The organism is Nocardia sp. BMG51109 (genome assembly GCF_000526215.1).
Classification (GTDB): Bacteria; Actinomycetota; Actinomycetes; order Mycobacteriales; family Mycobacteriaceae; genus Nocardia.
The window spans coordinates 4917380-4941506 of sequence record NZ_JAFQ01000004.1 but is presented as its reverse complement, the minus strand read 5'-3'; the positions used below and the strand labels follow the sequence as shown (position 1 = coordinate 4941506).

Genomic DNA, 24127 nt, shown 5'->3' with positions numbered 1-24127 from the left:
GGCGAGTCAGGGCCGGGGCGGCGGGCTCGCCACGTGGGCGAGCAGGAGGTTCAACGGTGGCGTACGAGCAGTCCGGTATGCACCGACCCAAGGGGCGGATCAGTGTGGCCGATATTGCGGCCCAACCGGGGGGTATCGAGGCATTGCAGCGTCGAGTTCACGAACTGCGTTCCAGCGGAATAGATTTCGCCGCGAACGCGATCGAGCGGGAGATGACGGAGCTGAACCTGCGCTGAGTCGCCGGTCGCAACCCGCACAGAACCGGCCGGTCGCACGCCGCACAGGGCCGCCGGTCCGCGCTGCGCGGTGGCCACCATCCGGGTGCGGCCCGATGAGATACTGGCTGCTACCTTCCGCAGTAACGCGGTATCGCAGCGATATCGACTGGAGACTCGATGCCCTCAGTTCCCCCGATCCTGGCGCGCATCCTGGAGAAGCCGCGTGCCGACGGCGAGCAATTGCTGGAGAGCGCGCTGTCGGCATTCCTCGACTTCGGGATCAAGCGCACCAGCATGGGTGAGATCGCGCGGCGCGCGGGGATCAGCCCGGCCACCCTGTACCGGCGCTACGAATCGAAGAACGACCTGATCGAGGCGGTCGGGGTGCGCGAGGCGCAGCTGTTCGTGGCCGAGATCGAGCGCCGGGTGGCCGATATCACCGACACCGAGGATCAACTGGTCGAGGTGTTCGTCTCGTTCATCACGCTGCTGGCGCGCAACGAGTTGCTGCGGCGGCTGCTGCGCACCGAGCCGGATCTGATCCTGCCGCGGCTGACCACCGAGGCCGGGCCGATCCTCGAGGTCGGCCGGACCTACCTGGCCGGCAAGCTGCGCGAGTTGCAGAAGAACCGCGATCCGCGGCGCACCGGAGCACCGGGGCACACCGCCGCACCGGATTTCGACGCCGACCTGGTCGCCGAGATCATGGCCCGGCTGGCGCAGTCGCTGTCGCTGACGCCCGACGGGCTGATCCCGCTCGGCGACGAGCACGCCGCCCGCGAATTCGCCGGCCGCACACTGCTGCCCATGGTGGGCGTGCATCGCGACTGACGCACCGGGCTAAGCCGATTCCGGGCCGAATGCCGGTGCGGGGCAGCCCGGTTCGGGCAGCCGGTCCGACGGTCCGAGGCCGAAGGCGGCCGCCACCGCCTCGTCCAGGACGGCGGGGTCCGGATCGTCGGCGCCGTCCACGCCGTCGCGGACCAGCTCGGCCAGTGCGGTCGCGGCCGGTGCGGCCGGATCCGGCAGCGGCAGCCGCGCGACGTACTGGGTGATCCAGCGGCGGCGCCCGGCATAGAGGCGATTGCCGCAGACGGCGTCGTAGTAGCGCAGGCCCAGCGTCGAATTCGCCACCCCCATCAGCAGATACGCCAGGGTCTCGTCGCCGAGGCCGGGCAGCGAGATCCAATAGCAGTCGCCGTTGACGATCGCGCCGCTGCGGTCGAGCGCGAATCGCGGGCGCACGCTGATATCGGGAAATACCAGCTTCGGCCGCGACCACAGATGCGGCCGCTGCGGAACCCAGATCTCGTACCATTCGCGGCCACCGGCGGTGACGTAGGCGCGGGCGGCCAGGATGTCCCGGTGTTCGGCCAGATAGGCCGCGGCGCCGGGGAATTCGGCCAGATCCACCGGCGTGCGCCGCGGGCGGGTCACATCGTAGGGGTACAGCACCTGTGTCGGGCGCGCCCGGGTGATCCGCCACGGCGCCAGATCGTGGTGGGTGAGCAGGTCGAACAGCAGCTCCGGTTCGGGCCGGGGATCCCGCCGCGCCCAGTCGGCGGAGATGAACACCCGGTCGGCGGTCGTCTTGATGCCCACCCGAATCCGCGCCACCTCACCGAACGTCCGCCACGTCCCCGCGGTCACCCGCCGCAGCCAAACGTCCAGGCCCGGGCGCGACATCCGCCACGGCACGGCCGGGTCGATCGGAGGTAGCGCGACAGCGCAGGGCGGCTCCCCCGATCCCGCGGCGGACCCCAGCGCTACGTCCGAATCCGCCGAACTCGCCGGCGGCCGATCTCCATGTGGCGCAACAGGGCCCACGGAAGCCGACAGCGAGCGATCCCGGTCCGACACAACCGACCCCGCAGACCCCGACAGCAAACCATCCCCGTCCGACACAACCGACCCCGCGGAATCCGACGGCGACCGATCCCGATGTGCCGCAGTCGGCAGCGTGATCTCCGAGGACGCGGGCGGAATCTCCGAGGCCGTAGGCGTAGTCCCCGAGACCACGGGCGCAGTCCCCGAAGCCGCAGGCGCACCCGAAGCCGGCGGCGTGATCTCCGAGGCGAGGGTGCCGACCTCGACGGCGATCGTGCGCCCGGCATGTGTGATCACGGTGCCGGCGGTACCGGCCAAGGCGGTGAACAGGTCCGCGGTTCCGGCGCCGCCGCCGTTCTCCAGTTCGTAGGCCGACACGTAGCGGCAGGGACCGGCGGGACGGCCGCGCACCGCGACGGTGACCGCGGGCAGGACCGCCGCCTCGAACAGGCGGGTATCCCCCAGGTCGTACAGCTCCACCGGGGTCAGCTCGGAGCGCAGCAGCGCGCGCAGATTGGCGCCGGCCTTGGTGGTGAGAAAACGGTTGGCGCACAACAGGCCGAGCACTCCCCCGGGCCGCAGCAACCGGGGCATGCTCGCCACGAAGGGATGCGTGAGATCGATGCGTCCCCGCAGGCCGAAACGCAGGCTCAGCAGCCGCGCGGTCGCCGAACCCAGCTGCTGGGTCCGCACGTACGGCGGGTTGGTGATCACGGCGTCGAAGCTGTCGTCCGCCAATTCCTCTGCGGCGCGAAGAAAGTCGCCGACATGCCACTCGACGGCCAGCCGGCCGCCGCGCTCCCGCGCCACCCGGACGGCCTCCGCGTCGAGGTCGTAACCCACCAGCCGCAGCCGCACCCCCGGACATCGCAGCGCCGCCGCCTCGTGCAGCGCCAGCAGCAGTTCCCCTTCCCCACAGGCGGGATCGAGCACCCGCAGCTCCTCCCCCGGCGCCACGTGCTCCAGCACCCGCTCGGCGAGGAACCGCGCCAGCCGCTCGGGCGTGTAATGCCGCCCGTGCCGCTTGCGCGCCCCCGCACCACCGAGCCGACCACCCGCCCCCGCACCACCGGGTCGATCACCCGCCCCCACACCACCGAGCCGACCACCCGCCCCCGCACCACCGGGTCGATCACCCGCCCCCACACCACCGAGCCGATCACGCGCGTCTGCACCACCGGGTCGATCACGCGCGTCTGCGCCGCCGAGCCCCGTACCCGCCCGCCGGTCCGCCGATGCCTGCCCACCCCAGCCATCCATACGGGGCATTGTGCACGGCCCCGCCCCTGTCTCCTGCGAAACCACACCGTAAGGCCGAATCCCGACCAAGTGCCTCGGAAACCCTGGCCTGCTCTCCGCCTCGTTCCGGTTTCAGTCGCCGACGAAGACCCGGACGGCTGTCGCCTGTTTTCCGCCTCGCGCCATTTCGATCTCGGCGATGCCCCGGACCGACGGGGTGGTCACGGTCGCGGTCACGAAGCGCCCGGCGGCGATCGGCTTGGCCACGCGTAGCCCGGGCGATCGGGACAGCAGGCCCTCGACGCCGATCGGGGTTGCGCCCCAGCGCAGTTCCGCGTGGGGTGCCAGGGCGATCCGTACCGCGGCGCCGTCGCCGCGTCCGGCGGCCCGCAGCAGGCCCGTGGCCGCGCGCTTGCCGGACGCGCCGACGCGGGCGAAGCCGCGCGCGAAACCCAGTGCGCCGCCGACGCCTTGGTTGCCGAGCAGCTGCGGCACCAGCTTCGTCGCGGCGGTCAGTCCCGGCGTTCCCGCGGCCAACAGCTGAGCGACCATCACCGGCAGCTCCCAATGGGCGTGCAGCTCCCGGATTCTCGGCCGGCCGTCCACCTCGGCCAGGTCGTAGCGCAGATGCATCGGCACCCGCAGCGTCACTCCGGTCGACATGCTGGTCTCGGTCACCCCGGTCGACATGCTGGTCTCGGTCACCCCGGTCGACATGCTGGTCTCGATGGCCAGGTCGCGGTACACGGTCGCGCCGCAGACGATGTCGTGCTCCACCTCGAACGCGATGGTGTTGGGCGCGATGAAGGTGTCGTAGAACCGGCCGATCGCCGAGCGCCCCACCGCCGGCCGCGACCCGACCGGATCCTCGACCCGGGCGTCGGCCGTGAACAGGCCGACCCACGCGGCCCGATCGTGCACGGCGACGGCCTGCGGCGACCGCTCGACGGCGGCCAGCAGTTCGGCGGCGGTGGCGGGCATCGTCTCCCTCTCGGAACGGCTGACGGGTGCCCCCAATCTATAACTTGTTCTATTTCGCGGCACAGGAACGCCCGGATCGATCGGACACGCTCCGGCCTCGCCCGATCGCATTCGAAGTATTCCTTGCCACGTATATACGTCTCTGAGTATATTAATCCCCGTGGCAACCGACCCCTTCACCGTGGTGGCCGAACCGCAGCGCCGGCGAATCCTCGACCAGCTGCGGACCGGCGATGCCGCCGTCGGCGAACTCGCCACCCGGCTGCGGCTGCCGCAACCGACGGTGTCGAAACACCTGAAGGTCCTGCGCGATTCGGGCTTCGTCACCTGCGAGGTGGCGGCGCAGAAACGGATCTACCGCCTCGCCCCCGGCCCCTTCGAGGAATTCGACACCTGGCTCACGCCGTATCTGCGGCTGTGGCACCGCCACCTCGACGCCCTGGGCCACCACCTCGACAGAAAGGACCGGTCCTCATGACCACCCGCCAGTACCGTCCCAGCCCGCTGCACCAGGTCGACCTGATCGACGACGGCGGGCGATGGTCGCTCGTATTCACCCGCGACTTCCCGCACGGCCGCGACGCGGTCTGGTCCGCCCTCACCGAGCCCGGAGAACTGCGCGAATGGGCGCCCTACACCGCCGACCGCCCGCTGTCGTCGACCGGCCCGGTCACCCTCGTGATGATCGATGGCGAGAAGCACGAGGAGCTGCCCGGCGAGATCACCGCCGTCCAGCGGCCGGATCTGCTCGAATACACCTGGGCCGGGGAAACCCTGCGCTGGGAGCTGCGCGAGCACGGCGGCGGCACCCGGCTGCGCCTGACCCACCGGCTCCCGGACCGTACCCGCGCGGCCATGCTGGCGGCCGGCTGGCACATCTGCCTGGACGTCGCCGCCGAACTGGTCGCCGGCACCCCGCTGGGCCCCATCACCGGCGCCAACGCCCTGAACTACGGCTGGTCCGACCTCAACCGGCAGTACTCCGACCGGCTGGGCGTCGAGGTGCTGGAACCGCCCATACAGTGAACACAGGCTAATTCGTCGTCCCGGCACCGTCTTTCGCCGCCCGCACGACGATGATCGGGCATTCGACGGACTGCAACAACGCGGAACTGGTGGAACCCAGCAGCATTCCGGTGAATCCGCCGCGCCCGTGACTGCCGACGACCACCAGCTGCGCGTCTTCCGACTCCTCCAGCAGGGACCGAACGGGCCGGTCGCGCACCAGAATTCGGCGCACCGGCACGTCCGGGAAACGCTCGGCGTAGCCGGCCAGCGCCTCGCCCAGCACCGCGTCCTCGCTGCCCTCGATCGCGTCCCAGCCCATGATCGACACGTCCAGCCCGGCACTGACATCGGTCCAGGCGTGCAACGCCACCAGCCCGGCCTTGCGCCGCGACGCCTCCTCGAAGGCCAGTTCGAGGGCGGGCACGCTGTTGTCGCTGCCGTCCACGCCGACCAGCACCGGCCTGCTCGCCGACACCGGATCGATCGCCGACGTCGAATGCACCACCGCCACCGGGCAATACGCATGCCGGGTCACCGCCGTGCCGACCGACCCCAGTAGACCGCGCCGGAACGCGCCCAGACCGCGGCTGCCGAGCACCAGCGCCCGCGCTCGCCGGGACAGTTCGAGCAGATGCGGGATGATCGGGTCCGTCGTCACCTCGGTGCGGATCCGCACGCCGGCCGCGACCTCGCCGGCCGAGCGGCTCGCCTCCGTCAGGGCCTGCTCGGCGACCGCGCGCATGCGGCCGAGATCGTCCTCGCCGAACACCGGCACCGGCCCGAATCCGACCGGAATCGATACCGAGGTGACCAGGTGCAGTTCGCAGCCGTACAGGGCGGCGTCGGCGGCCGCCCACGCCGCGGCGTGCTGCGACACCGCCGAACCGTCGACCGCCGCCACGATCGGCGGGTTCGGCTCGGCGCCGGGCATCGTCGAATCGCTCATCGTGTGCTCGCTTCCGGTAGACCCGTCACTACTACTTGTCCTGTCCGATCGGGCGGCCCTGCTCCCGCCACTCCCGCGCCCATTCGCCCGCACGCCGGCGGCCGAGCAGCCACGCCACCAGCCATACCACCGCCAGGTCGACGACCCAGACATCCACCAGGACGCCCAGCGCCAACCCGATCCCGCGCCACGCGGCCGCACCGTCGGCCAGCGGCGGCGTGGTCGGCCGCCCGTCCGGGCCGAGCCATACCGAGATCGTGTCGCCCCGCTTCCCGGTACGCGACACCTCGACCTGCGCATGATCGGCGCGCCCGTCCCGTGCCCACTGCGCCGTCGCTTCGAACCGGCTCTCGTGAGCGCCGTCGGCCGCCGCCGGCACCCGCACCGGATCATCGGAAATCGTCGCCGCCACTTCGACTTTCGCGGCGTTCTCGGCACGGATCTCGAGTACCGCGTCGGTATAGCGGGCGGTCCCGATCGCCGCCGACACCGGGATCGCCGCCAGCGCCATGAGCACCGCGAACACGCGGAACGCGCCCTCCAGCCGATCCGACACCCGCAGCAGCGGGTTGCGGGCCCACGGGGCGGTGCGCCAGATCCGCAGCGCCACAGACGGATAACGAGCCATCTCGATCATCTCCCGTTCCTACAGCTGCCGGACCACGCCGAGTCGGCGGCCCGGAAGGGCCGGCGGGTGTGATTCAGCATCGCGCACCGCGACTTCTACCGGGACGGCCGAAAGTCACCGGGTTACCGGGCCGTCCGGCTGCCGCGGACCCGGCCCGGGCGGACCGACGCCGGTCAGGCCCGCGCGACCAGCCGGATGCCGGTGACCATTTCGGGTTCGATCACGATCACGGTGTCCACCACCTTGCCGACCCACGGCTGGAGCAGACCCTCGTAGCGGGCGACGCGCACGGGATCGCTGATCGGGCGCGCGAAACCGACCACCACGACCGACCATCCGACCCGCAACACCGGATCGATATCGTCGGCCTCGTAGGCCACCACCACGGGGGACGCTCCGCCCATCGCCGAGGTGAACTGCCCGGACAGCCGGGTCCGCAGCACCACGGCGCCGTCGTCCACGAGGTGGCTGACCGGGCGCACGGCCGGTAATGCGTTGCGGGTGAACACGATTCGCCCCACCGGGGCACCGGCCAGCAGCCGCATCGCCTCCGCTCGACCCAGTTCCACCACTACCCGACCGGCGCGATCGCCGGCGGCAATATCGACCACGGCGTCCTACCTCTCGCCCGGCCGCACGACCGCCGGATCGACCTCGGTGACCGTCCAGCGAACCGAAACCTCCGGTCCGACACCGGTTTCCCGCCGCAGCTCAGCAGTACCCACACCGACTCGCTTCCTCTGTCGTGGCCCGCTCCACAATCCCGGTCATCCCACCATTGCGCCGACCGACCCCTGTAGGGCCGAAGGTCCCGGGAAGGCCCGAAGCACCGGAAGCGATCAGACGATGGACTTTCGGCCCTACAGACGACCCGCTCTCGACCTGCGCCGTGGTGCTGCGACGCCGGACCACGACGGCTCCCGCCGACCCCGGCGGGTGCCACCCGCTCGAATTCGGTCGCGGCCGCCGGCGCCGCGTAGAATTCTCCGACTCGACTCATTGCCCGGAACACAGGATTACCGAGATGGCCGACGAGGCACCGACCGGGTCCTACTCGGTGCGGGACACCCTTACGAGGGCATCGACGAGCATGCCCGCGCGCTGATCGGCGACCTGCCCGAGGGGCACGGCGTGCTCGGGCTGCTGTTCAGCCAGCCCAAGACGATCCGGCTGGACAACCTCGCCGACCATCCCGCCTCCGTCGGCTTCCCCGCGAATCACCCGCCGATGCGGACCTTCCTGGGCGTTCCGGTGCGCATCCGGGAGGACATCTTCGGCAACCTGTACCTGACCGAGAAGTCCGGCGGGCAGCCGTTCACCGAGGACGACGAGCTGATCGTGCAGGCCCTGGCCGCGGCCGCCGGCATCGCCATCGAGAACGCCCGCCTCTACGAGTCGGCCCGCGCCCGGCAGGCGTGGATCGAGGCCACCAGCGATCCGACCACGGAATTCCTCGCCGGATCCGATCCCACCGAGGTGCTGGCGCATCTCGTCGACCACACCCGCCGGCTGACCCGCTCCGCCCAGGCGTTCCTGGCAATCGTCCCCGACGCGGACACCGCGCCGGACGCGATCACCGAACTGGTCATCACCCAGTCGGCGGGCGCCGACTCCGTCACACAGTCGGCGGGCGCCGACTCCGTCACACAGTCGGCGGGCGCCGAGTCCGTCACACAGTCGGCGGGCGCCGACTCCCTCCCGCACGACGGGTACCTCGGCCGGAAGCTCGCCGTCGGCGGCGCCACCGTCGGAGCGGCCTTCGAGCGGCACAGCCCGCTGCGCGTCGAGAACGTCGGCCGCACCGAACTGGCCGATCTGCTGCCCGCGGCCGGTCCGGCGCTGATCCTGCCGCTGCACGCGCCGGACGCCCCGCTGGGCGTGCTGATCGCGGTGCGCCCCAGCGAAACCGCGCCCTACGACGACGAAATGCTGGATCTCGCGGCGACATTCACCGACCAGGCGGCGCTGGCCATGCAATTGGCCGAAACCCAGCGGCGGATGCGCGATCTCGACGTGCTCACCGACCGCGACCGCATCGCCCGCGATCTGCACGACCACGTCATCCAGCGGCTGTTCGCGATCGGCCTGGCACTGCAGGGCACCGTGCCGCGCACCAAGGCGCCCGAGGTCCGGGGGCGGCTCACCGAAGCCATCGACGATCTGCAGGACGTGGTGCAGGAGATCCGCACCGCGATCTTCGACCTGCACAGCGGCAACACCGAGAGCACCCGGCTGCGGCAGCGCATCGAACAGGCCATCCGCCAGCAGTCCGGCACCACCGGGATCCGCACCGCGCTGCGGGTGACCGGGCCGCTGTCGGTGGTCACACCGGACCTCGCCGATCACGCGGAAGCCGTTGTGCGCGAAGCGGTCAGCAACGCCGTCCGGCACGCCGACGGGACCACCGTCGACGTCGACATCGACGTCGCGGACGATCTCACCGTGACCGTCACCGACGACGGCCGCGGCATCCCCGCGGACATCACCCGCGGCGGCCTGAGCGACCTGGCACAGCGGGCCGAATCGGCGGGCGGAAAGTTCGCCACCGAACCCGGCGCCCCGGACGGCGACTACCCAGGCACCCGCCTGCACTGGTCGGTGCCGCTGCGCTGACCACGCGGCGATACCCCGTCCGTACCTGGGGAATCCGCCGTTTCGAACCGGATGGCGGCCCGGCCGCCGGACGCGGGCCGAGCTAGATCCACAGATCCGCGTTCGGCAGGTCGGCCAGGGCGTCGGTGACCTGGTCGTCGATGTGCACGTCCACGCCGTGCCGGGTGAGCTCGGTGGCCAGGCGCGCCGCGATGGTGGACGCGGCGCGGTAGTCGAGCACGACTCCGCCCTGCGGGAACCTCATCTGCACGTGGACTACACGATGGATCTCGACCATTGCCGTCCCACCCACTCGATAGCGGTTTGCACGATTGCGTTCAGCATCCTTCGAGCAACCTCAGTGTATCCGGGGTCCCGGCCGATGTGGGCCACGATGTCCGCGAGTGGGGCGGAATTGTCCTCGGCCGTTAGCCGGTCACGGCACGATAACGAGCCGATCACGGCCGCGCACGACGGGTTCCCGACCCGGCGGATGGCACCGGCGGACATCTACCGGACAACCGCGTCACCGGGTATATCAGCAGGATGTCCGGGCGTGCCGAAACCCTTTGGACGGCCGGATTTCCCGGACGGACGGACGAGGGGGAACGTAAGAGGAACGAGGCGGTCGATCGGGTGAGTGCGATGAGGGGACACACCCACACCGATCGACCTACGCCGACCGCTATCGGTCGGCGCCTGCGTGTCGTGTGCCGGCACGACACGAGGTCTACTGCCTACGTACGTAGATAGTAGTACCACGGAACGGGACGCCACACAATCCGTCTCCTCACTGCGATCGTCCGGCGATCCAGCGATCGCAGGCCCCCCGTGGTACAACCAGCACACCCAGCACACCCAGTACACCCAGCACACCCGGCATGCGATCAACGCGACCTCCCCGCTGCCGGTGACACCCACCATACAGGGACGTACACGGCCGATTGCCGACGCGTTAACGGCAGCTCGCGGACCGGTCGCCCGGCCGGCGGCGCAAGGCCGCGCGCAGGCTGTCGAACTGCTCGACGCTGATGCCGTCGACGAAATGCGCCAGCACCAGCTCGGCCCGGCCGCCGGCGCCGAGCGCCTCCCGCATCAGGCGCGCGCTGTACTGCTCCCGGGTCAGCGCCGCCCGATAGCGGTAGGCCCGGCCCTTCCGCTCCCGCTCGAGCCACCCCTTGCGGTGCAGGTTGTCCATCGTGGTCATGACGGTCGTGTAGGCGATGCTGCGTTCCCCGGACAGTTCCTCGAACACCTCGCGCACCGTCGTCGGCGCCGCCCGCCGCCAGAGGCGATCCATCACCACGGCTTCCAGATCGCCGAAGCCCCGTACACCCACCGTCGGTTCTCCCTCATCGTCCACGGCACGGGCCGCGCACCGAACGGGATGCGGCCGGTCGCCGGCACGACCGGCCGCATCCGTCCACCGCACCGGCGGCGGTCGGCGACGCGATCTACGTACCCAGAGCGTAGGTCATTCGCGAGACGCCCGTATGACAATCGTTGTCGAACCAGCAGCGGTATCAGGCAATCGATTCCGATCGAAATGAACGAGGGTGAAACACTGTCTGAATGACAGGGCTGTCCACACCATCAACCGACCGGGCCGAGGCTGCCGAAGGGCACCCCGCGATGCGGCAGGCGGTCCGGCTCGCGGTTCGATACGGCTACCTGGTCGCGCTGGTCATCGCCGTCGTCACGGGCGCGGTGCCGGGCGGCCGCATCTCCGAGGCCGTCTGGATCCTGGCGGGCATCACCGCGTTCACCATCGATCGCCCCTGGCGCACCCACCTGCGCACGCTGTTCGATTGGCTGCCCCTGATCGGCGCGCTGCTGGTCTACGACTACACCCGCGATCTCGCCGACAAACTCGGAATGCCCTTGCGGATGACCGAACTCGCCGACGCCGACAAGTGGCTCTTCGGCGGCACCGTCCCCACGGTGTGGCTGCAACAGCATCTCGCCGGAGACGGGCAGCCCTGGTGGACACCGATCATCGGCCTCGTGTACACCACGCACTTCATCGTGCCGTGGGCGGTGGCGGCGGCCTTCTACGTCTACTCGCGGCCGCTGTGGACGCGGTACATGCGGCGCATCGTGCTGCTGTCCTATCTCGCCCTGCTCACCTACATCCTGGTGCCGGCCGCCCCGCCGTGGTACGCCTCGCGCGAGGGGGTGATTCCCGAGGCGGTGCAGCGCATCTCGGGATTCGGCCTGGGCATGGTCTCCCCCGACGTCAGCTCGCAGTGGCTCGAGGAGAACGGCAACTACGTCGCGGCGCTGCCCTCGCTGCACACCGCCTTCGCGGTGCTCGTCACCGTCACGCTGTGGCCGCTGGTCCGGTCGTGGTGGCTGCGGATCCCGCTGGCGCTGTTCCCGGCGGCCATGGCCTTCACCCTCGTCTACGGCGGCGAACACTACGTCGTCGACGTCCTGCTCGGCTGCGTGTACGTCGCGATCACCGCGCTGCTCGCGCGGGCCTGGGAACGGCGATCCCGGCCGGCCGGCGCCGGCCCGTCCGCGGAGGTCCCGGTGAACTCGGTTCAGGCGACCCGCTGATCCGGATCCGGGTCGCCCAGCCGGGACCGCACCGCCGTCCACGGATCGGCGAAGGTGCCGGGCGCGTCGCGATAGGGCGACCGCCGCTGCATGAACTCCCGCACCAGGGGCGCGAGGACGCGCAGCAGGTAGCGCTTCGGGCCCGCCTTGGCGCGCAGCTCGTTCACCATGTCGGGGAAGGAATGCTGCTGGTAGGCAAGCACTTCCTGGGAACGGGTGGTATCCATCCAGTCGGTCGCGAACCAGGCCTCGTCGTTGTCCGGATCGCCCGGCCGCCCCTTCGGCAGCCCGCCCGACAGGCCCATGGCCTCGGCGAGGGCGGAACCGACCTCGGACTGCACCAGCCGGTGCGATTCGTCGCCCGCTACCAGGAAGGTCTCGCGGACGGAGTCGGTGGTGATCGCGGCCCGGAACGCGGCCGCGACATCGCGCACATCCACGGTCTGGATCCGGTTGTCGGCGGGCAGCGCGGCCTCGAGGGTGAGCAGGTCGGTATCGGTGCCGAGGCTGAGCTCGACCGACAGGACACCGCCCAGCCGCAGGATCACCCACTCCAGCTCCGACTCCCGCACCAGCTCCTCGACCTCGACCTTGTGCGCGCCGTACAGATCCGCCGGCCGGACCGGCGTATCCGGTTCCAGCACACCGTTGTCGCGATGGGGGTTGCGCGGGCCGTAGACCGCGATGCTCGACGCCTGCACGAAACGCGGCGGATCCGGTAGCGCGGCCGCCGCGGTCAGCAGCGTCTCGGTGCCGTCGATGTTGACCGCGCGGGCCAGCTCGCGGCGGCGGTAGCACCGCGGCGGAATGACGGCGGCCAGGTGCACGATCGCGGCCGGCGCGACGGCCTTCAGCAGGGTCTCGACCTGCGCCGGCCTGGTCAGGTCGGCCCAGCGCACCTCGACCGACGGCAGGCTCATCAGCCGCCGCCCGGCGTTGCGATTGGCCGGGGTATCGATATCGGTGGCCACCACGCGGGTGCCGTCCGCGGCCAGTGCCCGCACGACGGACGGGCCGACGAATCCGAATGCCCCGGTCACCAGCACGGGTCCGGGCGACTGCGCTTCGGGATCCGATTGTGCGTTCGGATTCGACGTGGTCATGGGCAACCTTTCGGATAAGCGTGCAGGACAGGCGCTTACGGTCCGGTGCGCGGCCGGTACGGCCCGATCACGCGCGCGGGCGGGCACGGGAGCGTCGTCGGTCCATGCTGTCGGGCAACCCTATCCGCCCCGTCAACCATCGTGCCGACGCTCAGTCCGCCGCGTCGTCGCCCATCTGCTCGTAGATGCCGCGGAGTTCGAGAAGGTGGGCGCGGGTAAGGCGTTCGGCCTCGGCGCCGTCGCCGCTCGCCACGGCCTCGTAGATGCCGACGTGATCGTGGTCGACCGCATCCCACGCGGCGCGCTCCACCCGGTCGCGGTGCAGCCGGCCGCGCAGCACCTCGTTGATCGGCTGGCACATCACCTCCAGCAGCGGGTTGCCGGTGGCCGCGACGAGCCCCTCGTGGAAATCCCAGTGCACGACGAAGCCGCGCGCGGGCGCCATCTGATGGGTGCTGGTGGTCGCCCGGTGCAGATCGGCCAGGGCCTGTTCGTCGGCGCGCTCGGCCGCCAGCCGCGCGGCGACCGGTTCCAGGATCAGGCGCGCCTCCAGGAGGTGCGCGACCGTCAGGTTCCGGTTGTTGACCAGCAGTCCCAATGAGCCGCTGAGGTTTTCGGCGATGGCGGCCACGTCGGGCGAGGAGACGAAGCTGCCGCCCGTGACGCCCCGGGTGGTGTTGATCAGGTTCTGGCTGGCCAGCAGGCGCAGCGCCTCGCGGATCGTGCTGCGGCTGGCGCCGAACATCCGCGACAGTTCGGACTCGCTCGGCAGCCGGGTGCCCGGCGCCAGCTCACCGCCGACGATCCGCTCCTTGAGCTGATCGGCAACCTGCCGGTAGGCGGCCTGCACGCGCTGTACGCGCAGCCCCTGCTCGGCGGCCGTCCCCTGTGCCGACATCCCGTGCCTTCCGCTCGCCCGGGCCGTCCCCGCACCCGGTTGTCCTCACCGCTCCCGCAGTCGCAGCCTACCGGCTCGGCACCGCGGCCCACCACACCGCATGCGGTAGGTCTGATGTTTCAACAAACTGCTCAACAGGGCGCTCGATCGGCCGATAAGCCTTTACAACAAAATGTCTGATGTTTACATTTCAGAGGTACCGAGCTTCCAAGGAGGAAACGTTGACCGAGCAGCCGGGCACCCCGCTGGCCGCACGCGTGGCCGCATTCGCCGCCGAGACCACGGCCCAGAACATCCCCGGCGAGGTGCTGGAGCGAGCGCGCCACCTGGTGCTGGATTCCGTCGGGCTCGCCTTCGCCTCGACGGCGTACCCCTTCAGCACGACCGCACGCGACGCGCTGACCACCTTCGGCACGGGTGACTGCCCGGTGCTCGGCACCAAGGACCTGCTGTCGCCGCGCGATGCGGCCGTGCTCAACGGTGTGCTGGTGCACGGGCTCGACTTCGACGACACCCACATCCCCGCGGTCACCCACGTCTCCGCCGCGGCGCTGCCCGCCGCGCTGTCGGCGGCGGTGGCGACCGATGCCACCGGGCTCGACCTGCTGACCGCCTACATCCTCGGCATCGAGGTCTCCGCCCGGATCGGCATCGCCGCGCACGGCGCGTTCCACGACATCGGCTTCCACCCCACCGGCGTGGCCGGCGCGTTCGGCAGCGCCGTCGCCGCCGGCAAGCTGATCGGCCTGGACGCGGCGGGGCTGACCATCGCCCAGGGTGTCGTCGGGTCGATGGCGTCGGGCCTGCTGGAATTCCTCGAGGACGGGGCATGGACCAAGCGGCTGCACCCCGGCTGGGCCGCCATGTCCGGGCTCACCGCGGCCACCTTCGCCCAGGCGGGCTGGACCGGCCCGGCGGCGGTCTACGAGGGCCGTTTCGGGCTGTTCAACACCCATCTGGCCGACCGGGAACGGCGGCCCGAGGCGGTGGCCGAGGGCCTGGGCACGCACTGGGAGCTGCTGCGCACGGCGGTCAAGCCGTACCCGGTGTGCCATTTCATCCACGCCTTCGCCGACAGCGCGCGAATTCTGCGGGAGGGCAACGCTCTTCGACACGGCAGCACCGGAGCCATACAGCTCGGTGACATCGAGTCGGTGCGGTGCGCGATCCATCCCACGCCGCGCAAGGTGGTGTGCGAACCGGAGCCGAACAAGTGGGCGCCGCGCTCGGAGTACGACGCGAAGTTCAGCCTGCCCTACGTGGTCGCCACCGTCCTGGCCCGCGGCCGGTTCACCCTGGCCGAACTGGACGATGCCGCCCTGGCCGATCCGGACGTGCTGGCGCTGGCCCGCAAGGTGGAGGTCGTCGACGACGCCGACAGCGCGTATCCGGCGGCCTATTCCGGCGCGGTCGAGATCCGGCTGACCGACGGCCGCACGATCAGCCACCGCGAACAGGTCAACCGCGGGCACGACGAGCGGCCGCTGACCAACGCCGAGATCGTCGAAAAGTTCACCGACAGCATGGCTCTGGCAACCGATACGGCGACGGCGGAACGGGTGCGAAGCGCCGTGCTCGGCCTCGGAACCGGCGCATCCGCCCGGGAGTTCGCCGAAGCCTGCCGCGGATAGTTCCACGCGGAAACGCGTGTGCCGTAGTGTTCGGTTGCTAGGATTTTCGGAGGGAATCCGAGGTCTGAGGGAGGTGCGGTGTCGGAAGAGAGGTCAGCGCCGAAGGGCGTCAATCCGTCTCAGCCGAGCTCCGCCCGGGTGTTCGATTATCTACTCGGCGGCAAGGACAATTACGAGGCCGATCGAGCCCTGGCCCAGCGCATGCTGGAGATCGCGCCCGATACCCGCACACTGGCCTGGTTCAGCCGCAAATTCCTCACCGGCGCTACACAACTGGCCGCCGAGGAGGGGGTGCGGCAGTTCGTCGATATGGGTGCCGGACTTCCGACGTCGCCGAACGTGCACGAGGTGGCGCAGAAGGTCGATTCCGCGGTGCGGGTGGCCTCCGTCGATTTCGATCCCATCGTGTTCGCGCACGCCAACGCGATGCTGGACGGCGAGCCCGATGTGACGGCGATTCTGGGCGATTTCCGCGACCCGCGCAACCTCCTGCACCGCCTGCGGACCGAGGCGAAGATAGACCTCGATCAGCCGATCGCGATGCTGGTCGTCGGCGTTCTCCACTACATCATGGACGACGAGAAACCCGCCGACCTCCTCGCGGTGTACCGGGAGGCGATGGCACCGGGCAGCTATCTGGCCTTCACCCACGGATCCACCGAGACCGCCGACGAATTCATCGACCGGACCACGACCGCGGCCCACGGCAGTCCGTCCCAGGTCGTCTATCGGTCCGCGGCCCAGGTCGAGGCGCTCCTCGGCGGCTTCGAGATCCTCGATCCCGGCATCGTGCCCATTCAGAAATGGATCGGCGACGACCTGCCGACGACCAGGCTGGAACTGCTCGGCGGCATCTGCCGCAAGCCCGGCTGACCGCGCGGCTCGATTCGCCCGGCCCCACGGGCACCGCCTACCGGACCACCGGCCATCCGACCACTGTCGGCACCGACTATTCGGCCACTGTCGACACCGACTATTCGGCCGCGGCCAGCGCGGCGGCCCGCCCGACGAGCGCCTCGGCCACCTCCCGGGTGCGGCGGCCCAGGCCGCACGGGCTCGCGACGCCGTCCACCGGGCGGCCCAGCCCGCGCTCGATGCGGTGCAGGGTCTCCACCTGCTCCGCCTCGCTCGGCACGTCGTCCACGAATCCCGCGTAGAACGCGGTACCCGGGCCGAGGGCCAGATCGGCCAGCGGGGCGAAGAATTCGGCCTGCGCGGACTCCGGCAGATGTCTCGCGGCGAGCGGGCCGTGCACGAACTCCAGCGGCCGCCCCGACGGCCAGTGCCGGACAACCGAATTGGCGAGATCCACGAGCGGCCGGGCGGTGCGCAGGGTGGCGCGCGCCCGGTTGCGCCTGCTGCCCAGGCACAGGTGCACCCCGAATCGCGTGCCCCCCGGCGCCGCCGCGGCCAGCGCGGCTATTCCCCTGCCGAAGCCCATCGCCGCATCCAGCTGCCGGTGCACCGCCTGCCCCTTCGCCATGAACACCAGCTCCGCGGGTGCCTCCAGCTGGATGACCACGTCGCTGCCGGCCGATCGGCGCACGTCGGCGATGGCACGCACGGTGGCGTCCGCGAATGCCTTGCGATAGGTGGGTATACCGGATACTCCCATGCCGGTGAAGGCCATCGTCACGGCCGACGGCATGCCGATCTGGAGGGCGAGATCGGTCCGGCCGGACGCGGCGCGCAATTCCCCGAAGATCGGCAGCGCCTCCTCGGCTTCCCGGAGATAGCCGAGATCCATTGCGTCACCGCGCAATTCGGAGCCACGGGGAACGCGGTGGTAGATCCGGTCCGGATTGGCCCGGCGCCCGGGCGGCTTCACCTCCAGCACCCCCTGCGACACCAGATCCGCGAAGATGGGCTCGACGTAGAATTCGTACCGGCGAGTCTCTCCGATGGGCAGGGTCCGCAGCCGGGATCCCGCACCGTCCAGCATGGTTCGCATGGCGTCCGACGTGCTCGCAGCCGGAAAACTACCTACGAAATGGACGGCCCGCTCGAACATGCCCCGTATGTTAGCCGCCAGGTTTCTCCGGATTCGCCCAATGCGGACAATATCGTCGGCGAGTCGCACGCCAGCGCGTACGAATACCGAACCGATCGGTCGACGCCGAAAGGTTGCCACAGCCCTCCTGGTAACGGGTTGCGACGCAACCGAATCCGCTATAGCCTGCTTCACCGACCCCCTGCTTCACCATGGGATATGGATCTCGACTGGCAGTCCCCCACATCTCGGCACAAGGGAGCGCTTCGCGTGCGAGCCTCGGTACGAGCAATTTCCGCCGCCCTGGCGACAGTGGCGTTCGCCTGTTTCGTGCCCGCCGCGGCCCAGGCCGATCCGCCGTCCGACCGGGATTGCCGGTCCTTTCCCTTCGCGGTGCCGCAGGGACAGCTGGCGGCGACGCTGTGCCTGCCGCCGGGACAGCCGACCGACACCGTGATGGTGCTGATGTCGGGCTCCAACTACAACGGCCAGTACTGGGACTTCCCGTACGAACCGGAGACCTACAACTTCCGGCAGGCGATGAACGAGGCCGGCTACGCGACGCTGGTGGTCGACCGGCTCGGGAACGGTGCCAGCAGCAAGCCGCCCGCCCTGTCGCTGACCGCGAACACCACGGCGGAGGCTCTGCACCAGATCGTCCGGTCGGCCCGGCGCGGGATCGCGGGCGCACAGCCGTTCGGCAAGGTCATCACCGTCGGCCACTCGTTGACGTCGGGCACCTCCGTCATGGAGGCCGCCGCCCACCGCGATGTCGACGGCGTGCTGCTGACGGGGTACTCGCACGCCCCCAGCTACGGCGAGATCCTCGGCGTGATCTCCAGCTACTACCCGGCCGTCAACGATCCGCGATTCGCCGGCCGCGGATACGATCCGAACTATCTGACCACCCGGCCCGGCTCTCGGATGCACGATTTCTTCGACCCCGCCGACGCCGACCCGGCGGTGGTCGACCTGGACGAGAAGACGAAGGAGGTCTTCTCGCTCAGCGAATATCCCGACGGGATGCTCTCCATGCTGCCGGGCATGTCGTCCTTCATCGACGCCCCGGTGATGATCGCCACCGGCAGCAAGGACCGGCTGTCCTGCGGCATCGGTTACGCGGTGTGCGCGAGTTCCGAGACGTTGCATGCCGCGGAGGCGCCGTACTTCGCGCCGGAGGCCCGGCTGCGCACCTTCGTGCTGCCCGGCAGCGGGCATTCGGTGAACCTCGCCCGCAACACGGTCGATTACCAAGCCGCCGTTGTCGATTGGGCGAACTCGATCACCGGGCGCTGACCGCGAACTCGGTCACCGGGCGCCGACGTGCACCGGATCAGTCGTCCGGATCGCTCACCTGCACCAGCGATTTGCCGATCTTGTCGCCGGTGAACAGCTTCGCGTACGCGTCGAGCGTGTTCTCGATGCCCGGCGTCACATCGAAGGCCATGCGCAGCTTGCCCTCGTCGTACCAGGGGCGCATGCTGCGGTTCAGGTCCGGGCCGCGGTGGTAGAAGTCGGGGGAGAAGAACCCCCGCACCGTGAGCCGCTTCATCAGGATCTGGTCGAACCTGGCGGGGCCGGGTAGCGCCTCGTCGTGGTCGTAGTGAACGAGTAAGCCGCACAGGGCGATTCGGCCGAACAGCGCCATATTTCCCAGTACGGAGTCCAGCACCGGGCCGCCCACGTTGTCGAAATAGACGTCCACGCCGCCGGGGCAGGTCTCCCGGAGGGCCCGCTCCAGGTCACCGGCGCCACGGTCGATGGCCGCGTCGAATCCGAGTTCGCCCGTGAGCCAGGCGGATTTCGCCGCGGAGCCGGTGATGCCGACGACGCGGCAGCCGTGCAGCTTCGCGATCTGCCCCGCGAGCGCACCCGTGACCCCGGAGGCCGCCGAGACGACGAAGGTCTCCCCCGGCTGCGCCGCGCCGTACTCCAGCACGCCCAGGTAGGCGGTCCAGCCGTTCGCGCCGAAGACGCCGAGATGCTGACGCGGGTCGGCCAGTCGCCGGGTGACCCGCTCGGCATACACCTCGTCCGGCCGCACCACCGAGAAATCCGACCACTGGCCGTACGCGCGGACCAGATCCCCGCTCCGGAAATCGGGATGCCGCGATGCCACCACCGACCCCAGCACGGTGCTCACGACCGGTGAACCCAGCGGTGTCGCCGGTGAATACGAGTCCTCCCGCGGGCCCATCCACATCCGGGTTCCGGCATCCAGGGAGAAGTAGATGTTGCGGACGAGAACCTCACCGTCGGCCAGGTCCGGGGTCTCGCCGTCCACCAACTCGACCGCATCCGCGTAGCGATGCCCGTCGGGCCGGCGCGCCAATACCCACTGCCTGTTCTTCTCGCCCACAGGAGAACTCGCTTTCCGGAATCGGGCCCGTCGTCTCGAGCCGCTGGCGGAGCGCCAGCCTAGTGCCGCGACCGGCGCCCCTGCCCGCCGACGACCGCGACGCGATGCACCCGCGGCGCTCCCCCGGGCCACGGTCGACGGACGGAAACCGGACACCGAAGCGCCCGCTAGAGCGGAGGTTATGGCTCCCGAATCTCACCACCCGCCCGCATCCGGACCTGTGGGCAAGTTCACGGCGAGGATTCAGCCGGCGCGGCTACTCGGAGAGGGCGAGGGTGCGGCGGGCTCGGCGGACGACGGCGAGGTCGACAAGCTTGCCGTCGAGCACGAGGACGCCGGAGCCCTCGCGGTCGGCCTGTTCGGCGCTCGCGACGATCTCGCGGGCGCGGTCGACCTCGGCGGGAGCCGGGGTGAGAACCTCGTGCACCGCCGCGGCCTGGGCCGGGTGGATGCACATCCGGCCGAAGAAGCCCCAGCGCTGCAGCGTGGCCGTATCCGCGCGGAAACCCGCGTCGTCGTCGAGGACGGCCGAGACCGGGGCGGGCGGCGGGGCGATGCCCGCCGCCGACGCCGCCGCGACCACCCGCGAGCGCGCCCAGGCCAGCGGTCCGGCATCGACATCCGGTGCGGCCGTGCCGAGTTCGACGGACAGGTCGTATTCGCCGATGCCGAGCGTGCGTACCGTGGCACACGCCGCGATCTCGGCCGCCTGCCACAGGCCCGCCGCGGTCTCCAGCAGCGGAAGCAGGGGGCGGTCGGTCCGTTCCGCGAGCGAACGCACCTGGGCCGCTTCGGCTTTCGGTATCACGATGCCGGCGAACGGTACCTCACCGAGCAGCGCGTCCAGATCGCCCGCGAGATAGTCGGAATGGCTGTTGATGCGCACCCACACCGCGGCGGCGGTCGCCGGATTCTCGCGCAGCCAGCCCACCAAACCGTCTCGCGCACCCGGCTTCTCGGCGGGTGCGACGGCATCCTCGAGGTCCGCGATCACGACATCGGCGCGGGCGGCCGCCCCGGCCAGCCGGTCCAGCCGGTCGGCCGGGCAGAACAGCCAGCTGCGCGGCGGCGCGGTCACCAGCCGACCTTTCCCTTGCCCGCGCTCAGCGAGCGGGCGATGACGGTGCGCATGATGTCGCTGGTGCCCTCGCCGATCGTCATCAGGATCGAATCCCGGTACAGCCGTTCGACTTCGAATTCGGTCGAGAAGCCGTAGCCGCCGTGGATGCGCATGGCGTTCTGGGCCGCCTGCAACGCGACCTCGGAGGCGAACAGCTTGGCCATGCCGGTCTGCAGATCCGAGCGCTCGCCGCGGTCCACGTGGGTCGCCGCCCAGTAGGTGAGCAGCCGGGCCGCCTGCAACTGGGTCGCCATATCCGCCAGCTTCATCTGGATCGCCTGGAAGCCGGCGATCGGCTGACCGAATGCCTGCCGCCCGTTGGCATAGTCGAGCGACTCGTCGTAGGCGCGCTGCGCGATGCCCAGGCTGCGCCCGGCGATGTTCAGCCGGCCGATCTCCAGCGCCGACAGCACCTGCTGCATGCCGCGGCCCTCGGTGCCGCCCAACAGGTTTCGCGAAGGAACCCGGACGCCGGTGAACACCACCTCGCACGATTCGGTGCCCTTGTAACCGAGCTTCGGGATGTCCCTGGTCACCTCGAAGCCCGGGGCGTCGGCGTCCACCAGCAGCACGCTCATGCCCTTGTGTGCCGGCGAGGCCGACGGATCGGTCTTCACCAGCACCGGCAGCGGATCGGCGTAGCGCGCGTTGGTGATCCACATCTTGCTGCCGTTGATGATGTAGTCGTCGCCGTCGCGGGTGGCGACCGTGCGGATGCCCTGCAGGTCCGTGCCCGCGTCGGGTTCGGTCAGCGCGATGCCGGTGCGGCGCGCCCCGGTCGCCAGCTCCGGCAGGTACCGGGACTTCTGCTCGTCGGTGCCGTGCCGCGAGAGCATCCAGCACGCCAGCGAGTGGCTGCCCAGGATGCCGGCCACGCCCATCCAGCCCCGCGCGATCTCCTCGAACATCAGCGTGAACGAGACGAAGTCGGCGCCGGACCCGCCGTACTCCTCCGGGATCGTCAGGCCGAACAGGCCCATCTGCTTCATCTGCTCGACGATCTCGGTCGGATAGCGGCCGGACTGCTCCCAGTCCCGCGCCACCGGCACGATCGCGGAGTCCACCAATCGGCGCAGGGCGGAACGGAATTCGCGCTGATCCTCGTTCAGTTGGAAATCCATGTGTCAGTGTCCTTTCGAGGCTGTCATTCCGGGGCGGCGGCACCGAAGGCGCCGCGGCCGGCGAGCTCGTCGAACCGCTCGGGTGACAGGCCGGCGATCTCGCACAGCACCGAGCGGTTGTCCTCGCCCATGCGCGGGGCCCGGCGGTGGTCGTCGCGGAACCGGCCGGCGCGCACGGGCGACACCACCTGCCGCACGGCGCCGAACCGCGGGTGCTCGGTGGCGACGACCATGCCGCGGGCCGCGGTGTGCTCCTCGTCCAGCGCCTGCGCCACCGTGTTGACCGGCGCGCACGGCACGCCGCGTTCCTCCAGCAGCGCAAGCCATTCCGCGGTCGTGCGCCGGGCCAGTTCGGCCTCCATGCGCTCGATGCATTCGGCCGAGTTCTCGTAGCGCAGCGCGGGTGTGCCGAACCGTTCCTCGGCCGCCCAGGCCGGGCTGTCCATCGCCTCGACGAGGCGCTCCCAGAACTTCTGCTTGGCGCAGCCGATGACGATCCAGGAGTCCGCGGTCGGGAAGTTCTGGAACGGCACCAGGCTCGGATGCGCCGAGTTGTGCGTGCGCGCCGGTTCGAAGCCCTCGTTCAGATGCCAGGTCGCCAGGTAGGTGAGCATGTTCAGGGCGGTGTCGAAAAGGCTGACGTCACAATCCATTCCGACGCCGTCGCGGCGGGCGGCGTGCACCCCGGACAGCAGCGAGATCGCCGCCACCAGGCCGCCGGAGTAGTCGACCATGGACAGCCCGGACTTGGCGGGCGGGCCGTCCGGCTCACCGGTCACCGACATCCAGCCGCACAGCCCCTGCAACATGTAGTCGTAGCCGGGCTGGGTGCTGCGCGGCCCGGTCATCCCGTACCCGGACAGCGAGCAGCACACGATGCGCGGATTGATCTCCTCGAGATCGGCGTAGGTGATCCGCATCTTGGTCGGCACGTCACCGCGCAGATTCGAGTACACCGCGTCGCTGACCTTCACCAGCTCCTCGAACGCCTCCCGGCCGGCGGGATCGGACAGGTCGAGGGTCACCGACCGCTTGTTGCGGTTGAAGGTCTCGAAGAACAGCGAGTCGCCGTCCTCGGCGTAGGGCGGCACCCCGCGACCCACGTCGCCGCCGATCCGCGGATCCTCGATCTTGATCACCTCGGCGCCCAGGTCGGCCAGGTGCACGGAGCCGAAGGGCCCGGCGCCGTACTGTTCGACCGCCACGATGCGCACGTCCGCCAGCGGCAAACGGGTTGTGCCGCCCCTCATTTCGGCACCACTCATGTCGACTCCGCTCACTTCGATTCCCCGGTCGCCTCGATCGACAGCGGGCCGTTCTTCGCCCGCGGGAACGAATCGATATCCGCCGCCGCGCTGCGCCGGTACAGCAGGATCGTCCGATCGAACGACAGGCACTCGTCGCCGTCGGCGTTCAGCGCCCGGCTGTGCACCTCGACCAGCCCGGCATACGGCTTCGAGGCCGATTCGCGCTTACCCGTGCACAGCGACTCCGCGTACAGGGTGTCGCCGACGAACACCGGGTGGGTGAGCTCGACATCGGTCAGCGCCAGGTTCGCCACCGCGCGCTGGCTGACGTCGGTGACGCTCATGCCGATCAGCATGGCGATCGTCAGACCCGAGTTGACCAGCACCTTCCCGAACGGGGTCTGCGACGCGTAGTGCGCGTCGAAGTGGGCCGGGTGGGTGTTCATGGTGAGCAGGGTGAACCAGGTGTTGTCGGCCTCGCTGATCGTGCGGCCCAGCGGATGCCGGTATACGTCACCGACCTCGAAATCCTCGTAGAAACGTCCCTGCCATCCGGTGTGCACCGTCACGGCGCAGCCTCCTTCATCCCTGATCGGCGGTCCCGCCGGAGCCCCGGCGGGCGTCGATCCAACGTCCTCGTTGAATACATCAGATGTTTTA

General features: G+C 70.1%; 24 protein-coding genes. 9 read left to right on the top strand and 15 right to left on the bottom strand.

What is annotated here, in order from left to right; all coding sequences use genetic code 11:
- The first annotated feature begins 56 nt into the window (after positions 1-56).
- Positions 57-236 carry a hypothetical protein gene (locus tag D892_RS0123715; protein WP_024803615.1) on the top strand — a complete coding sequence of 60 codons (180 nt, stop codon included), beginning with the start codon at positions 57-59 and terminating at the stop codon, positions 234-236.
- A gap of 159 nt (positions 237-395) precedes the next feature.
- Positions 396-1049, top strand: coding sequence for a TetR/AcrR family transcriptional regulator (locus D892_RS0123710; RefSeq protein ID WP_024803614.1), 654 nt, complete (start codon positions 396-398; stop codon positions 1047-1049).
- A gap of 9 nt (positions 1050-1058) precedes the next feature.
- On the opposite strand, the gene D892_RS48725 is transcribed toward D892_RS0123710, so the two are convergent.
- Both D892_RS48725 and D892_RS0123700 read right to left on the bottom strand, forming a co-directional pair.
- Entirely contained in the window at positions 1059-3137 is a 2079-nt protein-coding gene (locus D892_RS48725) for a methyltransferase domain-containing protein (protein ID WP_024803613.1), read from the bottom strand.
- Between the two features lie 279 nt (positions 3138-3416).
- On the bottom strand, positions 3417-4265 hold the full coding sequence (locus tag D892_RS0123700; RefSeq protein WP_024803612.1) for a ketosteroid isomerase family protein: 849 nt from the start codon (positions 4263-4265) through the stop codon (positions 3417-3419).
- Between the two features lie 160 nt (positions 4266-4425).
- Here D892_RS0123700 and D892_RS0123695 point away from each other — a divergent pair, with 160 nt between their 5' ends.
- Both D892_RS0123695 and D892_RS0123690 read left to right on the top strand, forming a co-directional pair.
- The gene (locus tag D892_RS0123695) at positions 4426-4743 is read left to right on the top strand and encodes a helix-turn-helix transcriptional regulator (RefSeq protein WP_024803611.1); all 318 of its coding nucleotides are present in this window, start codon (positions 4426-4428) and stop codon (positions 4741-4743) included.
- The gene (locus D892_RS0123690) at positions 4740-5291 is read left to right on the top strand and encodes an SRPBCC family protein (protein ID WP_024803610.1); all 552 of its coding nucleotides are present in this window, start codon (positions 4740-4742) and stop codon (positions 5289-5291) included. Before D892_RS0123695 ends, D892_RS0123690 begins: the two co-directional genes overlap by 4 nt.
- A 7-nt stretch (positions 5292-5298) precedes the next feature.
- Here the strand turns inward: D892_RS0123690 and D892_RS0123685 are convergent, their stop codons facing one another.
- From D892_RS0123685 to D892_RS0123675, 3 genes are all read right to left on the bottom strand, one after another.
- Positions 5299-6219, bottom strand: coding sequence for a universal stress protein (locus tag D892_RS0123685; protein WP_024803609.1), 921 nt, complete (start codon positions 6217-6219; stop codon positions 5299-5301).
- A gap of 31 nt (positions 6220-6250) precedes the next feature.
- On the bottom strand, positions 6251-6856 hold the full coding sequence (locus D892_RS0123680) for a hypothetical protein (RefSeq protein ID WP_024803608.1): 606 nt from the start codon (positions 6854-6856) through the stop codon (positions 6251-6253).
- A 164-nt stretch (positions 6857-7020) separates the two neighbouring features.
- Entirely contained in the window at positions 7021-7392 is a 372-nt protein-coding gene (locus D892_RS0123675; protein WP_084161675.1) for a pyridoxamine 5'-phosphate oxidase family protein, read from the bottom strand.
- 454 nt (positions 7393-7846) lie between these two features.
- On the opposite strand from D892_RS0123675, the gene D892_RS0123665 reads away from it, so the two are divergent.
- The gene (locus D892_RS0123665) at positions 7847-9460 is read left to right on the top strand and encodes a GAF domain-containing sensor histidine kinase (RefSeq protein WP_024803606.1); all 1614 of its coding nucleotides are present in this window, start codon (positions 7847-7849) and stop codon (positions 9458-9460) included.
- Positions 9461-9542: 82 nt separating this feature from the next.
- Here the strand turns inward: D892_RS0123665 and D892_RS0123660 are convergent, their stop codons facing one another.
- Positions 9543-9704 carry a hypothetical protein gene (locus tag D892_RS0123660; protein ID WP_156959656.1) on the bottom strand — a complete coding sequence of 54 codons (162 nt, stop codon included), beginning with the start codon at positions 9702-9704 and terminating at the stop codon, positions 9543-9545.
- A 690-nt stretch (positions 9705-10394) separates the two neighbouring features.
- Complete coding sequence (locus tag D892_RS0123655) at positions 10395-10778, bottom strand: BlaI/MecI/CopY family transcriptional regulator (RefSeq protein WP_024803604.1); 384 nt, start codon at positions 10776-10778, stop codon at positions 10395-10397.
- A gap of 233 nt (positions 10779-11011) precedes the next feature.
- Between D892_RS0123655 and D892_RS0123650 the strand changes: the two genes are divergently transcribed.
- The gene (locus D892_RS0123650) at positions 11012-11998 is read left to right on the top strand and encodes a phosphatase PAP2 family protein (RefSeq protein ID WP_156959655.1); all 987 of its coding nucleotides are present in this window, start codon (positions 11012-11014) and stop codon (positions 11996-11998) included.
- Here D892_RS0123650 and D892_RS0123645 read toward each other — a convergent pair.
- Both D892_RS0123645 and D892_RS0123640 read right to left on the bottom strand, forming a co-directional pair.
- Positions 11983-13101, bottom strand: coding sequence for an NAD(P)-dependent oxidoreductase (locus D892_RS0123645; protein ID WP_024803602.1), 1119 nt, complete (start codon positions 13099-13101; stop codon positions 11983-11985). The genes D892_RS0123650 and D892_RS0123645 overlap by 16 nt on opposite strands.
- 151 nt (positions 13102-13252) lie before the next feature.
- Positions 13253-13999 carry a FadR/GntR family transcriptional regulator gene (locus tag D892_RS0123640; protein ID WP_024803601.1) on the bottom strand — a complete coding sequence of 249 codons (747 nt, stop codon included), beginning with the start codon at positions 13997-13999 and terminating at the stop codon, positions 13253-13255.
- 221 nt (positions 14000-14220) lie between these two features.
- Here D892_RS0123640 and D892_RS0123635 point away from each other — a divergent pair, with 221 nt between their 5' ends.
- Entirely contained in the window at positions 14221-15630 is a 1410-nt protein-coding gene (locus D892_RS0123635) for an MmgE/PrpD family protein (protein ID WP_024803600.1), read from the top strand.
- A gap of 78 nt (positions 15631-15708) precedes the next feature.
- On the top strand, positions 15709-16503 hold the full coding sequence (locus D892_RS0123630) for an SAM-dependent methyltransferase (protein WP_024803599.1): 795 nt from the start codon (positions 15709-15711) through the stop codon (positions 16501-16503).
- Between the two features lie 100 nt (positions 16504-16603).
- Here the strand turns inward: D892_RS0123630 and D892_RS0123625 are convergent, their stop codons facing one another.
- Complete coding sequence (locus D892_RS0123625) at positions 16604-17641, bottom strand: hypothetical protein (RefSeq protein ID WP_024803598.1); 1038 nt, start codon at positions 17639-17641, stop codon at positions 16604-16606.
- A gap of 249 nt (positions 17642-17890) precedes the next feature.
- Here D892_RS0123625 and D892_RS0123620 point away from each other — a divergent pair, with 249 nt between their 5' ends.
- Positions 17891-18916 carry an alpha/beta hydrolase gene (locus tag D892_RS0123620; protein ID WP_024803597.1) on the top strand — a complete coding sequence of 342 codons (1026 nt, stop codon included), beginning with the start codon at positions 17891-17893 and terminating at the stop codon, positions 18914-18916.
- Between the two features lie 37 nt (positions 18917-18953).
- On the opposite strand, the gene D892_RS0123615 is transcribed toward D892_RS0123620, so the two are convergent.
- The 5 genes from D892_RS0123615 to D892_RS0123595 all read right to left on the bottom strand — a co-directional run bounded on the left by D892_RS0123615 (position 18954) and on the right by D892_RS0123595 (position 24036).
- Positions 18954-19979, bottom strand: coding sequence for an NADP-dependent oxidoreductase (locus D892_RS0123615; protein ID WP_024803596.1), 1026 nt, complete (start codon positions 19977-19979; stop codon positions 18954-18956).
- A gap of 256 nt (positions 19980-20235) precedes the next feature.
- Complete coding sequence (locus D892_RS47915) at positions 20236-21057, bottom strand: CoA ester lyase (protein ID WP_024803595.1); 822 nt, start codon at positions 21055-21057, stop codon at positions 20236-20238.
- Positions 21054-22220 carry an acyl-CoA dehydrogenase family protein gene (locus D892_RS0123605; RefSeq protein ID WP_024803594.1) on the bottom strand — a complete coding sequence of 389 codons (1167 nt, stop codon included), beginning with the start codon at positions 22218-22220 and terminating at the stop codon, positions 21054-21056. The genes D892_RS47915 and D892_RS0123605 overlap by 4 nt, the downstream gene beginning before the upstream one ends.
- A 23-nt stretch (positions 22221-22243) precedes the next feature.
- On the bottom strand, positions 22244-23485 hold the full coding sequence (locus tag D892_RS0123600) for a CaiB/BaiF CoA-transferase family protein (protein ID WP_232236149.1): 1242 nt from the start codon (positions 23483-23485) through the stop codon (positions 22244-22246).
- Positions 23486-23496: 11 nt separating this feature from the next.
- Positions 23497-24036 (bottom strand): MaoC family dehydratase, encoded by a 540-nt coding sequence (locus D892_RS0123595; protein ID WP_024803592.1) that lies wholly within the window; start codon positions 24034-24036, stop codon positions 23497-23499.
- Positions 24037-24127 lie beyond the last annotated feature (91 nt).